11 protein-coding genes are annotated in these 14,299 nt (G+C 58.7%); 8 read left to right on the top strand and 3 right to left on the bottom strand.

Features of this window, described 5'->3' with window-relative positions; all coding sequences use genetic code 11:
• Positions 1-16: 16 nt before the first annotated feature.
• Genes KGP24_RS12225 through KGP24_RS12215 form a run of 3 tightly spaced genes read right to left on the bottom strand, consistent with a single transcriptional unit; the run spans position 17 to position 3,007 of the window.
• Entirely contained in the window at positions 17-1,549 is a 1,533-nt protein-coding gene (locus KGP24_RS12225; RefSeq protein WP_223560601.1) for an ABC transporter substrate-binding protein, read from the bottom strand.
• A 15-nt stretch (positions 1,550-1,564) separates the two neighbouring features.
• Complete coding sequence (gene ddpX, locus KGP24_RS12220) at positions 1,565-2,140, bottom strand: D-alanyl-D-alanine dipeptidase (RefSeq protein WP_219322740.1); 576 nt, start codon at positions 2,138-2,140, stop codon at positions 1,565-1,567.
• A gap of 12 nt (positions 2,141-2,152) precedes the next feature.
• A complete protein-coding gene (locus tag KGP24_RS12215) occupies positions 2,153-3,007 on the bottom strand; it encodes a MurR/RpiR family transcriptional regulator (RefSeq protein WP_223560600.1) in 855 nt (284 codons plus the stop codon).
• Between the two features lie 266 nt (positions 3,008-3,273).
• Between KGP24_RS12215 and KGP24_RS12210 the strand changes: the two genes are divergently transcribed.
• From KGP24_RS12210 to KGP24_RS12175, 8 genes are all read left to right on the top strand, one after another.
• Complete coding sequence (locus KGP24_RS12210; protein WP_223560599.1) at positions 3,274-4,755, top strand: alpha/beta hydrolase; 1,482 nt, start codon at positions 3,274-3,276, stop codon at positions 4,753-4,755.
• A 91-nt stretch (positions 4,756-4,846) separates the two neighbouring features.
• Complete coding sequence (locus KGP24_RS12205) at positions 4,847-6,058, top strand: diguanylate phosphodiesterase (protein ID WP_223560598.1); 1,212 nt, start codon at positions 4,847-4,849, stop codon at positions 6,056-6,058.
• Between the two features lie 88 nt (positions 6,059-6,146).
• Positions 6,147-7,037 (top strand): aminoimidazole riboside kinase, encoded by an 891-nt coding sequence (locus tag KGP24_RS12200; protein WP_223560597.1) that lies wholly within the window; start codon positions 6,147-6,149, stop codon positions 7,035-7,037.
• A 173-nt stretch (positions 7,038-7,210) separates the two neighbouring features.
• Positions 7,211-8,728 (top strand): carbohydrate porin, encoded by a 1,518-nt coding sequence (locus KGP24_RS12195; protein ID WP_223560596.1) that lies wholly within the window; start codon positions 7,211-7,213, stop codon positions 8,726-8,728.
• A gap of 66 nt (positions 8,729-8,794) precedes the next feature.
• Positions 8,795-10,165, top strand: a complete 1,371-nt coding sequence (locus KGP24_RS12190) for a sucrose-specific PTS transporter subunit IIBC (RefSeq protein ID WP_194399281.1) — start codon at positions 8,795-8,797, stop codon at positions 10,163-10,165.
• The gene (locus KGP24_RS12185; RefSeq protein ID WP_223560595.1) at positions 10,165-11,571 is read left to right on the top strand and encodes a sucrose-6-phosphate hydrolase; all 1,407 of its coding nucleotides are present in this window, start codon (positions 10,165-10,167) and stop codon (positions 11,569-11,571) included. The genes KGP24_RS12190 and KGP24_RS12185 overlap by 1 nt, the downstream gene beginning before the upstream one ends.
• Positions 11,572-11,599: 28 nt before the next feature.
• Entirely contained in the window at positions 11,600-12,616 is a 1,017-nt protein-coding gene (locus KGP24_RS12180; RefSeq protein WP_223560594.1) for a LacI family DNA-binding transcriptional regulator, read from the top strand.
• A gap of 89 nt (positions 12,617-12,705) precedes the next feature.
• On the top strand, positions 12,706-14,256 hold the full coding sequence (locus KGP24_RS12175) for a methyl-accepting chemotaxis protein (RefSeq protein ID WP_223560593.1): 1,551 nt from the start codon (positions 12,706-12,708) through the stop codon (positions 14,254-14,256).
• The last annotated feature ends 43 nt before the right edge of the window (positions 14,257-14,299 follow it).

Below are 14,299 nucleotides of genomic sequence, written 5' to 3'. Positions count from 1 at the left end.
CCCCCGGCGAGAACCGTTATTTGCTCATGGTGGCGATGTTGAACACCTGCTCGAGCATCGGATTAAAGGTGAAGCCTTTGACCTCTTTGTTCATCGCCAGCTGGTAGTTTTTCTGGAACAGATAAACGTAGGCCGCCTCGTCGATAACCACCTTTTGCGCCTGCTGGTAATCTTTGGTGCGTTCCGCCTGGTCGGTGGTTTTCAGCGCCGCCTGCAGCAGTGAATCGACCTCTTTGTTCTCATAGAACGAACGGTTGCCCGGCAGCCCTTTTTTGTCTGATTCGAACCAGTAGTTCATGAACATGTACGGATCGGCAAAGTCCGGGCTCCAGTTGCCGATGGCAATGTCGTAATCGCCTTTTCCAACGCGGTCGCGCATGGTGGCATTGGCCAGTTTTTCCAGCTTCACGCTAATGCCGATCTTGCCGAGGCTGGCCTGAGTGGAGAGGGCGATCGGCTCCCAGTTCGGGTCGTTATCCGAGTAGAGGAAGGTCAGGCTGGCGGGTTTGTCTTTGACCTTGTCCAGCGCCGCTTTGGCTTTGGCCTCGTCAAAGCTGTACTGCATTGCCGTGGCGTCATAGCCCCACATGCCTTCCGGGATCGGGCCGCGCATCTGCTTGCCGTTGCCGCTCAGAATGCCTTTCACCATCCCCTGGTAATCCGTCGCCCAGGAGATTGCCCGGCGTAAATCCACCTGATTGAGCGGCGCTTTGCTGTTGTTGAGATAGAGGTAAGTCACGCGCAGGGACGGGTATTCCGCGACGGCGACTTTGCCTTCCTGCTTCAGAGCCGCGAGCTGATCGACCGGCAGGGAGTCGGCAATGTCCAGATCGCCGCGGGAAAGCTGCAATCGGCGCGAGGCGCTCTCACCGATAATTTTCACCGATACGCGCTTGAAGTGCGGCTTCTCACCCTGCCAGTGGGGGTTAGGCACCAGGATCAGCTGCTGGCCTTTCTGCCAGCTTTTCAGCATAAACGGCCCGGAGCCGGCGGTGTTTTGCGCCAGAAAACCGCGCGCATCGTCTGCCGCATTGGCCTTCAGCACCGCTGGGTTAATAATGGACGCCCCGTCGTTTGCCAGCGTGTACAGGAAAGGCGCGAACGGCTGGCTGAGGGTGAATTTAACCGTATGGTCATCGACGGCATCAATTTTCAGGTCTTTCGGGAAGGCTTCAGACGGCCCCTGGCCGAGCTTCAGCAGGCGCTCAAAGGAGAGTTTGACCGCCTCAGCGGTGACCGGCGTGCCGTCGGAGAATTTTGCGTTATCCGCCAGGGTAAAGGTCCACTCTTTCTGATCGTCGGACGCCTTCCAGCCCGTCGACAGATCGCCTTCCACCTCGGTAGAGCCTGGCTTGTACTTGACCAGACGCTGGTAGGACGGATAGGTGACGGTCCAGTCGTTGTTATCAATGGTGATGGCAGGATCGAGCGTTTGCGGGTCGGCGGCTTTACCGATCGCCAGCATGTCTTTCGGGACGGCAGCCAGCGCCAGCGGTGCACTCAGGGCCAGCGTGGCGGCAATTACGGTCGAGAGAAGCGATGTTTTCATGGCAGTGCTCCAGGTTTAAAGAGGGGTGTGCGTCAGGGAAAAACAGGCAAAACGGTCGTCAAGCAGCGGGTAGCTGGCGGCGTTCGGCAGTTCGAAGTGCCACCATTCGCTGCTGATACCCACAAAACCACCGCCAAACATGATGGCGTTCAACAGCAGACGGTTGCGCTGGGCGTGCGGCGGCACGGAGGGGTGATACGGATGCGAGCGGTCGTGCATTTCGTCAAAACCGGCACCCATATCCAGCACGGCGTTATGTTCATCCATCAGGGTGACGTCAATGGCCGTACCGCGGCTGTGGTTGGAGCCAATCGCCACGTCGACCACATATTCCGGGTTCGGGCAGGCATCCCACAGCTGTGCCTGCGCCTGCTGCGGACGATAGGCGTCGTAGACCACGAGCTTCAGCCCGGCCAGTGAGGCAATGCTGATGGCTTTTGCCAGCGCGGTGGCCGCGTCGGTATGCAGCAGGCACAGCGCCTCCTGATAGATCGGGCGGCCGGTAATGTTGTCTGCGGTGGCGTATTTCAGATCGATATGCAGCGTGGGAAACGTCTTCGCCACATCAATCAGTTCACTCTCTTCGGGCATAGCTCCGCTCCTTTAGCGTTCGAATTGACCAAACTCTTGTTGTAATTGTCGGTTTATCGCCAGGCGCGCCGGGAGCGCATCACCCAGCGCTTCCACCACGCCCGACAGCAGCAGGTTGAACAGACAGCTCACGGGAGCAAGTGAATCCCAGAAATGACCGGTATCGGTTTTCACCTGCAGTAAATCCATCGGGTAATCCCGCGCCCACGGGCACCAGATATCGGTGATTAAAGCCAGCGGAATGCCTTTCTCGCTGGCGACGCGGCAGTACTGGCGGGCCATCGAGGAGTAGGTGCGCGTATCGGTCAGCACAACGTACGGGTGCGAAAACCCCGAGTTCAGCGATTCCACCCAGCTGCCGGAAGCGCCCTCCGAATAGCTCACGCGCGGGCGGAGGTACTCGAGGTGGCTGAAGAAGGCGTTGGCAATCCCGCGCGTGGACTGGATCCCCAGCACAAAAACTGCGTCCGCGTGGGCCAGGTTGTGCACCACCTGACGAAAGGCGTCCGTTTGCGCCAGCTGGTACACCTGCGTGATGGCATCTACTTCCAGCGACAGGGCATGCTGAAGGCGGCTGGACAGGTGGCGCTGCTGCTGCCAGGAGTCCAGCCTCTCGTTCATGCCCCAGGGCTGATACGGATCGCGCAGGCTCTTTTTGGCATCTTCCAGATTGCGATACCCCAGCTTGCGCAGGAAGCGTCCGACGGTAATTCCGGTGGTCCCGCTCGCCTGACCGACGCTCTCCGCCGTTTCAAACGGGATTTGCGCGGCGTGCGCCAGCAGCCAGCTTCCGACCCGCTTTTCGCTGGGCGTGAGCTGGCTGAACGTCGCTTCGATACGGCTGAACATCTCAGGTTTCGTCGTCATACCGCCTCGCTGTTAACAGGCTGTCAATAGCCGAATTTGTGTTACCTGGTTAACAATGCATGACGCGTGCCATATTCACAGGGCGGATGAAACCCGCTGCGCGGTAAACTTCATGCAATATTTGTTTAACCAATGATCAACATTTGTGCAGCGTAGTTCACTTTTGGTGCGCTGGCCGATCCGGCAGGTATGAATTTGGTGAATAAGTCAGCCTGTTCACATTTTTGATAAGATAGATGTACTGAGAACATAAAAGGGATCCCTACATGGCGAATTTGCCCTGGCGAATCAGCGTGCGCCTGATGGCGCTTGCAAAGAAAACAGGAATGGTCGTGGGGATCGTCCTGGTCGTCCTGCTGGCGGTTCGGGTCTATCTCTCGCAGCAGGGACCGGAACTGCACCTCTGGCACACCTGGCGGGCCGATGAGATGTCCGTCCGCGAGATGAATAACGCCGATTTTGCCGGGTATCTCGCCCGGGAAAAGGCGATTTTCGCCGATCTTGATAGCGCGGTGACGGCGAAAACAGCGGGCGAGGAACAAACCCCGTTAAACCGCTATTATCGCCAGAGCCTGGTGTGGCCGGGACAGTTTACGCCTGATGCCAACCGCTCCTTGGTGTTGATGCCTGTCGGAAAGCCGCGCGGCGCGGTAGTGCTGCTGCACGGTTTGACGGACTCGCCTTACAGCGTCCGGCGCCTTGCGGTGAACTATCAGCAGCACGGCTTTGTGGCCGTGGTGCCGCGCCTGCCCGGGCACGGTACCGCGCCCGGCGCGCTGACGGACGTTGACTGGGAGATGTGGCTCGCGGCAACGCGCCTTGCCGTGCGGGAAGCCACGCGTCTGGCGGGCGAGGCTGCGCCTCTGCATCTGGTGGGCTACTCCAACGGCGGGGCGCTGGCGATGAAATATGCCCTCGATGCGCTGGACGCGCCTGCGCTGCGTAAACCGCAGCAGGTGATACTGCTCTCACCGATGATCGGCGTGACGGCCTTTGCTCGGTTTGCCGGTTTCGCCGGGCTACCGGCGCTGCTGCCGGCGTTTGCCAAAGCGGCCTGGCTGAATATCTCTCCGGAATATAATCCGTATAAATACAACTCGTTCCCGGTGAACGCCGCCCGCCAGTCGTGGCTGCTGACGAAGGCCCTGCAGGAGCAGATTGGCCGCACGGGGCGGGAACAAAGGCTGGCAAATTTGCCGCCGATCCTGGCGTTTCAGTCGGTCATGGACTCCACGGTCAGCACCCGCGCGGTGGTGACCGGCCTGTTTGACCAGCTTCCGGCAAACGGCAGCGAGCTGGTGGTGTTTGATATCAACCAGGCGGCGAGCTTCCGTCCGCTGTTCAAACCGTCGTCGTGGACGGCAACCTCGGCGCTGCTGCCGGTTGAGCAGAGGCGTTACGGTGTCACGATTATTACCAATGCGGACGCACACAGTTTCTCGACGGTGGCGAAAATCACCCCGGCAGGCAGCACCCGGGAGACTGTCGTGCCGCTTGCGCAGGCCTGGCCGCAGGATGTCTATTCGCTGTCGCACGTTGCGGTTCCGTTCCCGCCGGATGACGATCTCTATGGCCGTGAGCCAGGGGTGAAAAACCGCTACGGCATCAGCCTGGGGACAATTGCGCTCTGGGGCGAAACGTCCGTGTTGAGCGTCGGAAAAGAGGCGCTGATGCGGGTCACCTCGAACCCGTTCTACGACTACATGCAGGAGAGGATTGATAGCCGGATCGGGGACGGGGAAAAGTAACGTTTCTTGTAGCGTGAATATGTTAGGTCGCATTGATTAAATATGTTAAACAGTAGCTTTTAGGCACTTTCATTCATCGGAATACCTTTTTGTGCTGACGACCCTGATTTACCGAAGCCAGTTGAATTTATCCCGGCCCTCCACCGAGCTGCGGGAGCTAGTGGAGCGCGCCAGAGGCCGTAACGCAAATCTGAATATTACCGGTGTACTCCTTGCTAAAGGGAGTGACGTTCTGCAAATCCTGGAAGGGTCGGAAGAGAGCGTGGTTAAGCTGTTCCATAAAATCCGCGAAGATAAGCGGCACACTGGAGTGGTGGAACTGATGCGGGACTATGGCCCGCGCAGACGCTTTGAAAACGTCGGTATGCTGCTGTTCGATCTGCAGACGCAGTCGCCGAAAGAGGTGCTGCAGTCGATCCTGCATTACAGCAAGCTGGATAGCTATCTGACTTCCGACGATCGGGTGTTCAAGTTTATTCAGACCTTTATTATGGGCAAACGTCCGGCCGTGTCGGGCGCACGCTACGTCCCTGAAAAATGGACGCTGTCACCCGAGGCGTTACCCTTTGGCGAACGTCTGGGGCTGATGGCCAACCAAACCTGTCAGTTTGCGCTCCAGCCCATCGTTGAGCCCTCGGAAGGGAAGATCAGTTCTCTGGAAGCTCTTATTCGCGGCAATGACGGCGGCAGCCCGGAGCATTTCTTCAGCACCCTCGACCCGGAAAAAATCTACGAAGTCGATCTCCAGACAAAAGCGTATGCATTTGTGCTGGCGGAAAAACTGGGGATTGGCAGCCATAAAATTGCGGTCAATCTGCTGCCCATGTCGCTGGTGAATGTCCCCAACGCAGTGGAATTTCTGGTCGATCAGATTAAGCAACATAGTCTTCAGCCGGAGCAGGTGGTCGTTGAAGTCACTGAAAACGAGATGATATCCGGGTTCAACCAGTTCAATAGCGCCATTAAACAGCTTCGCGGTGAGGGGGTAGGTCTGGCGATTGATGATTTTGGTTCCGGCTATGCCGGTCTTTCGCTGCTGACCCGGTTCCAGCCGGACAAAATTAAGATCGACCGGGAGATAGTTAGCGATATCCACCTCAGCGGCCCGAAGCAGGCGATTGTGCGCTCCATCGTCAGCTGTTGCGCCGATCTTGAAATTACCCTGGTGGCCGAAGGGATCGAGAAGATAGAGGAGTGGTGCTGGCTCGAGTCTGCCGGTATCCGCCGTTTCCAGGGCTTTCTGTTTGCCCGTCCGCAGATTAATGGCGTCGGTGATATTCACTGGCCGCATCTGGTGCGTTAGCCAATTTTCCTCCCGCGTTATTTCCCCTTCGTCCTGCCTGTGCTTAAATAGCTAAAACGGTTTAATATAGTTTAGCTAAGAGGATTACATGAAGAAAATTTGGGTACTTGGCGATGCGGTGGTGGATCTGCTGCCCGATGGAGAAGGCAGATTGCTGCAGTGTCCCGGCGGCGCACCGGCAAACGTCGCGGTGGGCATTGCCCGGCTGGGCGGCCAGAGCGCCTTTATCGGAAGAGTTGGCAACGATCCTTTCGGACGTTTTATGTCTAAGACATTAGCCGACGAGCGGGTCGACGTGAAGTGGATGCGCCTTGATCCGGCGCACCGCACCTCAACGGTGGTGGTCGATCTCGACGAGCACGGCGAACGCTCGTTTACCTTTATGGTGCGTCCGAGCGCCGATTTGTTTCTGGAAACCGCCGATCTGCCGACGTTCAGCGCCGGGGAGTGGCTGCACGTTTGTTCCATAGCGTTAAGCGCCGAGCCGAGCCGTTCTGCGACATTTCAGGCGATGGCTGCCATTCGCGAGGCGGGCGGTTGCGTCAGTTTCGATCCCAATATTCGCCCGGATCTCTGGCCGGATGAAAACGAACTGCGCCGCTGCCTGGAACAGGCCCTGCAGAGCGCCGACGTGGTGAAACTCTCCGTCGAGGAGCTGGCGTTTTTAACCGGAGATGCAGAGGTAAACGTCGGTCTGCATGCGCTGATGGCGCGCTGCCCGGCGCGTCTGGTGCTGATCACCATGGGTAAAGAGGGCGTCATCGCCTGGCATGACGGCGCCGTGAAGCACTATCCGGCAACCCCCGTTCAGTGTGTCGATACTACCGGCGCGGGCGATGCCTTCGTCGCCGGGCTGCTCTACGGCCTGGCCGCCGGGCTGGACCTGACGCCGGTCATCGCCTTAGCCCAGCGCTGCGGCGCATTAGCCACCACGGCCAAGGGGGCGATGACCGCATTGCCCTGGCAGCACGAACTGTAATTCCGTCCTTCTCTGGCCGCCTTCCGGCGGCCTGAATTGTCGCCTCGATCACACTTACTAAAACGGTTTAGCAAAAAAGATTGCCGATCCAAAATTCAGAGGTTTAGTATCAGCAACCTAAACCGGTTTAGCAATTTAGCACGTTTAATGACTTCTTTTAGGGATGCGACAAAATGTATAAAAAACGCAGACTTGCCGTGATGATAGGCATGCTGGCCGGAAGTACCTCTGTTTTTGCCCAAACGGATATGACAAGTATCGAAGCGCGTCTTGCCACCATGGAGCAGCGCCTCCAGGCTGCGGAAACGCGCGCGCAGGTGGCTGAGAAACGCGCCGCCGATGCAGAACAAAAAACCCAGCAGCTGGTTGCCGCGCAGCAGCAGACGCAAACGACAGCCCAGGCGGTGGCGCAGCGCACCACCGCGCTGGAGAAGAAGGCGGATCAAAGCAGCGGGTTTGAGTTCCATGGCTACGCCCGCTCTGGCCTGCTGATGAACGATGCAGCTTCCAGCAGCAAAAGCGGCCCGTATCTGACCCCGGCCGGTGAAACCGGCGGTGCGGTAGGGCGTCTGGGTAATGAAGCAGACACCTACGTTGAGCTGAACCTGGAGCACAAGCAAACTCTGGATAACGGGGCCACCACGCGCTTTAAGGCGATGCTGGCCGACGGTCAGAGAACCTATAACGACTGGTCAGCCGATACCAGCGATCTCAATATTCGTCAGGCCTTCGCGGAACTCGGCAATCTGCCTGATTTTACCGGCGCGCTGAAGGGCAGCACCTTCTGGGCGGGTAAACGCTTCGACCGCGACAACTTTGACATTCACTGGCTGGATTCCGACGTGGTGTTCCTGGCCGGTACCGGCGGCGGCGTCTACGACGTGAAATGGAACGATTCGCTGCGCAGCAACTTCTCCATCTATGGCCGCAACTTCGGCAGCGTGGAGCAGACTGACAATAACGTTCAGAACTATATCCTCAGCATGAACCACTTCGCCGGACCGCTCCAGCTGATGGTGAGCGGCCTGCGGGCGAAGGATAACGACGACCGTAAAGACACCAACGGCGATCTCATCAAAACCGATGCCGCCAATACCGGCGTTCATGCGCTGGTCGGGTTGCATAACGAGAGCTTCTACGGCCTGCGGGAAGGGACCGCCAAAACGGCGCTGCTGTATGGTCACGGGCTGGGTGCGGAGGTGAAAAGCATCGGCTCCGACGGCGCGCTGCTGTCTGAAGCGGATACCTGGCGCTTCGCAAGTTACGGTGTCACGCCAATCGGCGGTGGCTGGAGCGTTGCGCCCGCTGTCCTTGCGCAGAGCAGTAAAGATCGCTACGTGAAGGGCGACAGCTACGAGTGGGTGACGCTCAACACCCGCCTGATTAAAGAGGTGACGCAGAACTTCGCCCTGGCGTTTGAGGGAAGCTATCAGTACATGGACTTAAATCCGGAAGGCTATAAGGACCGCAACGCCGTCAACGGCAGTTTCTACAAGCTGACCTTTGCGCCGACGTTAAAAGCGAGCAAAATTGGCGATTTCTTCAGCCGTCCGGAGCTGCGTCTGTTTGCCACCTGGATGGACTGGAGCAGCAAACTGGATCATTACGCCAGCGATGATGCCTTTGGCAGCAGCGGCTTTAACGCCGGCGGGGAATGGAACTTTGGGGTCCAGATGGAAACCTGGTTTTAACCCATCACGCTCCCGCCAGTCGGGAGCGTTTCGCACATCATAAAAAGAAGTCAGGCAGAGGTATCTATGGATTTTAATCAAATCGCCCGCGAGCTTATTCCGCTGCTCGGTGGCAAGGAAAATATCGCCAGCGCGGCGCACTGCGCAACGCGTCTTCGTCTGGTGCTGGTCGATGACGCGCTTGCCGATCAGCAGGCTATCGGCAAGGTCGACGGCGTAAAAGGCTGTTTTCGTAACGCCGGACAGATGCAGGTGATTTTTGGTACGGGCGTGGTCAACAAGGTATACGCCGCGTTTATTCAGGCGGCGGGGATCGGCGAATCCAGTAAATCTGAGGCCGCGGATCTGGCGGCGCGCAAGCTGAACCCGTTCCAGCGCATTGCCCGTCTGCTCTCCAACATCTTTGTCCCGATCATTCCCGCAATTGTGGCATCCGGCCTGCTGATGGGCCTGCTTGGCATGGTGAAAACCTACGGCTGGGTTAATGCGGATAACGCCATCTACATCATGCTGGATATGTGTAGCTCCGCGGCGTTTATCATTCTGCCTATTCTGATTGGTTTTACCGCCGCGCGTGAATTTGGCGGTAACCCGTATCTCGGCGCGACGCTGGGCGGCATCCTGACCCACCCGGCGCTGACCAACGCCTGGGGCGTGGCCTCCGGCTTCCACACCATGAACTTCTTCGGCCTTGAGATTGCGATGATTGGCTATCAGGGCACGGTATTTCCGGTGCTGCTGGCCGTCTGGTTCATGAGCATCGTGGAGAAAAACCTGCGCCGCGTGATTCCGGACGCCTTAGACCTGATCCTGACGCCGTTCCTCACCGTCGTTATCTCCGGCTTTATCGCCTTGCTGATTATCGGCCCGGCGGGGCGCGCTCTGGGCGACGGCATCTCCTTTATCCTGAGTACGTTAATTGAACACGCGGGCTGGCTGGCCGGGCTGCTGTTCGGTGGGCTTTACTCGGTGATTGTGATCACCGGTATTCACCACAGCTTCCACGCGATTGAAGCCGGGCTGCTGGGTAACCCGTCGATTGGCGTTAACTTCCTGCTGCCGATCTGGGCCATGGCGAACGTGGCGCAGGGCGGCGCCTGTCTGGCGGTGTGGTTCAAAACCAAAGATGCCAAAATCAAAGCCATTACCTTACCGTCCGCGTTTTCGGCGATGCTGGGCATCACCGAAGCGGCCATTTTTGGTATCAACCTGCGCTTCGTGAAGCCGTTTATCGCCGCGCTGATCGGCGGCGCGGTGGGTGGAGCCTGGGTGGTCTCCGTGCATGTGTATATGACCGCCGTGGGGCTGACCGCCATTCCGGGGATGGCCATCGTGCAGGCCAGCTCGCTGCTCAACTATATTATCGGCATGGTGATTGCCTTCGGCGTGGCGTTTACCGTCTCGCTGCTGCTGAAATATAAAACGGACTCTGAATAATGACGTTACCTTCCCGCTGGCCTGCGATTCTGCAGGCCGTTATGAAAGGTCAGCCGCGGGCGCTGGCGGATAGCCACTATCCGCAGTGGCACCCCGCGCCGGTGACGGGGCTGATGAACGATCCCAACGGGTTTATCTGGTTTGCCGGCCGCTACCACCTGTTCTATCAGTGGAACCCGCTGGGCTGCGAGCATCGGTTTAAATGCTGGGGGCACTGGAGCTCTGCGGACCTGGTGCACTGGCAGCACGAGCCGCTGGCGCTGATACCGGATGAAGAGTATGACCGCAACGGCTGCTACTCCGGTAGCGCCGTTGACAACCACGGGGTACTGACCCTGTGCTACACCGGCAACGTTAAGTTTGATGACGGCAGCCGCACCGCCTGGCAGTGTCTGGCGGTGGAACAGCCGGACGGAACCTTCAAGAAGCTGGGGCCTGTGCTGGCGCTGCCGGAAGGCTACACCGGCCACGTGCGCGACCCGAAGGTGTGGCAGCACGACGGGGAGTGGTACATGGTGCTCGGCGCGCAGGATGTGCAAAAGCGCGGCAAGGTGCTGCTGTTTAAATCAGCCGATTTGCACGCCTGGGCGCCCTGCGGGGAAATCGCCGGTCACGGGGTTAACGGCCTGACGGATGCGGGGTATATGTGGGAGTGTCCGGACCTGTTCGCGCTCGACGGAACGCACGTCTTGATAAGCTGTCCGCAGGGGCTGGCGCGCGAGCCGCACCGCTATCTCAACACCTATCCGGCTACCTGGATGAGCGGGGCGTTTGACTATACCAGCGCCGCGTTCGATCACGGGGAGCTGCACGAGCTGGACGCGGGCTTTGAGTTTTACGCTCCGCAAACGACGCTGGCGGAAGACGGTCGACGCATTCTGATCGGCTGGATGGGCGTACCGGACGGGGAAGAGATACTTCAGCCAACCCGGGCGCACGGCTGGATGCACCAGATGACCTGCCCGCGCGAACTACGCTATCGCGACGGCAGGCTCTGGCAGACACCGGCGCGCGAGCTGGCGGCGCTGCGTGAAGATGAGCAGCGCTGGCAGGGGCGCGCCAGCGAGGCGCCTGACCTGGACGCGACGCGCCTGGAGTTTGAGCTGAGCGCATCGCAGGTAAATGTCGATTTTGGCGGCGCGCTGCGTCTCACGGTCGATGAGCAGGGTATACGTCTTGAACGCGCGAGCCTGAAAACCGGTGAAACGCTGACCCGCTACTGGCAGGGCGACGTCTGCCATTTGCGCGTTCTGTGCGACCGCTCAAGCGTTGAAATTTTCATCAATCACGGTGAAGGGGTGATGAGCAGCCGCTATTTTCCTGACCATCCGGCCCGGGTGCGATTCGAAGGTGCGTCCGATATCACATTACGCTACTGGTCGCTGCGCGCCTGCATGATAGAATGAGGGTTTTGGCAGCCGGATCTAAGTCGTTGTGAGAAAAACAAAACGCGTCACCATTAAAGACATCGCGGAGCTGGCGGGCGTATCAAAAGCCACCGCCAGCCTGGTCCTGAACGGGCGCAGCAAAGAGCTTCGCGTGGCGGAAGATACGCGCGAGCGCGTGCTGGCGATTGCAAAAGAGCACCACTATCAGCCCAGCATTCACGCCCGGTCGCTGCGCGATAACCGCAGCCACACCATTGGTCTGGTGGTTCCGGAGATCACTAACTACGGGTTTGCCGTGTTTTCTCACGAGCTTGAGACGCTGTGCCGCGAGGCGGGCGTTCAGCTGCTGATCTCCTGCAGCGATGAAAACCCGGGGCAGGAGACGGTGGTGGTGAACAACATGGCGGCGCGTCAGGTGGACGGGCTGATAGTGGCCTCCAGCATGCTTAACGATGCGGACTACCTGAAGCTCAGCGAACAGCTGCCCGTGGTGCTTTTTGACCGCCATATGAACGACAGCGCGCTGCCGCTGGTTATCACCGATTCCATCACCCCAACGGCTGAACTGGTGGCCGACATTGCGCGTCAGCATCCTGATGAGTTCTACTTCCTCGGCGGGCAGCCCCGCTTATCCCCCACGCGCGACCGTCTGGAAGGGTTCAGACAAGGTCTGCGTAATGCCGGTGTGGAACTGCGCCCCGAGTGGATCATTCACGGCAACTATCACCCGAGCTCCGGTTACGAGATGTTTGCTGAACTCTGCGCACGCCTGGGGCGTCCGCCGAAAGCGCTGTTCGCCGCCGCCTGCGGGCTGCTGGAAGGGGTGCTGCGCTATATGGGCCAGCACAACCTGCTGCAAAGTGATATCAGGTTAGCCAGTTTTGACGATCACTATCTCTACGATTCGCTGACGATCCCGGTGGATACCATTCGCCAGGATAACCGCCAGCTGGCGTGGCACTGCTTTGATCTGATTAGCAAATTGATCGAAGGGGAGACGCCGCAGCCGTTGCAGCGCAAGCTCGATGCCACCCTGCAGCGACGCTATAAGTCAGCGAAATAGCCCGGTTCGATACTTCAATAACTTTAATTAATTTAAGTTTTGGAATGGCCGATAACCATAAGGAATAATTCTCCTTGAGGTATTGGTTTATGTCGTTGAAAAAGTCGTCCCTGATTGTCCTGTTCTCACTGCTTTTCTTCTTTGTTGTCAGCATTGTGACCAGCGTTGGCCTCATCATTAAAAGTAATAATTCGCTGGATAACGTCAACAAAGAGATCCAGGTTGTGCTGTCCATTATTGACCCCATCAACCACAGCCGTACGCTGCGCGTGCGGGTGATGGAGTATGTGAAGATGGTGGAAGCGGGTAACCCGGCAGACGGAGCTGCAAAGCTAACCGCCGTTAAAGAGGCGCTGACCAAAGCAGACCACGCCTTTGCGGCCTTTATGGCTTCGCCGCGTCTGACGGATGAAGCGTCGCTGGTGACTGCCTATCAGGACGCCTGGCAAGACTACCGCAACCAGGGGCTGGCGCCGCTGATCGATGCTGCCGAGGCGCACGATGTGGCCAAATTCAACGCGCTGATCCCGGAAGTCTCCCGTCTTGACCGTCAGTACGAAATCGTTCTCGACCAGGTCCTTTCCGTCCACCAGAAATACGCCAAAAGCCTGAACGAGGATGCGAGCAGCAATTTCGTCTCCGGTCTGGCGATTATTGCCGCTATTGCCTGCCTGTTTGTGGTGGTGATTGTTGCCGTCAGCCTGCTGATGAAGCGCTTTGTCTTTGCGCCGGTAAACCTGGCGCGCGAGCACTGCAGCCAGATTGCGGCGGGCAAGCTGGACGTGCCGGTGCCGGTCAAGGGACGTTCCAGTAACGAAATCGATCATCTCATGAGCTCAATGGAGCAGATGCGTCAGGCGCTGCTGGCGACCATCGCCCAGGTGCGCGATGCGAGCCATACCGTGACGCACGCGGCCCAGGAGATTGCCTCCGGGAATATCGACCTGGCTTCACGTACCGAACAGCAGGCCTCCGCGTTAACCCAGACGGCGGCCAGCATGGAGGAGCTGAGCGCGACGGTGGCGAACAATACCGACAACGTGTATCAGGCCGGAAAACTGGTGCAGGACGCGGTGAAAAATGCCCACACCGGTGAAGCGGTGACCCGTGAAGTGATCGATACGATGAATACCATCGCGGCGAACTCGAAGCGCATCGAAGACATTACCAGCGTGATCAACAGCATCGCCTTCCAGACCAACATCCTGGCGCTGAACGCGGCGGTTGAAGCCGCACGCGCCGGCACGCAGGGCCGAGGCTTTGCGGTCGTGGCCAGCGAAGTGCGCACCCTGGCGCAGAAAAGCGCGGTGGCGGCCAAGGATATCGAGAGCCTGATTGCCCAGTCGGTTTCCAGCGTGAAAAACGGTGCGGAGCTGGTGAGCCGCTCGGGCGAGGTGATTGACTCGATTATTTCATCGGTGAATAAAGTGAATACGCTGATGGAGCAGATCTCCGTCGCCTCCGAAGAGCAGAGCCGCGGGATCGGCCAGGTCGGCCAGGCGGTGACCGAGATGGATGGCGTAACCCAGCAGAACGCCGCGCTGGTGCAGCAGTCCGCCGCGGCAGCGGCCTCGCTGGAAGAGCAGGCGCAGCAGCTTTCGCGGAGTATTTCGAGTTTTAGGTTGCCGGTGCAGGCGTAAGCCTTTGACATGTGCCGGGTGGCGCTGGCGCTTACCCGGCCTA

The organism is Enterobacter sp. JBIWA008 (assembly GCF_019968765.1).
GTDB lineage: Bacteria > Pseudomonadota > Gammaproteobacteria > Enterobacterales > Enterobacteriaceae > Enterobacter.
Note: the sequence above shows the minus strand (reverse complement) of the source record. Positions and strands in the feature narration are given on the sequence as shown.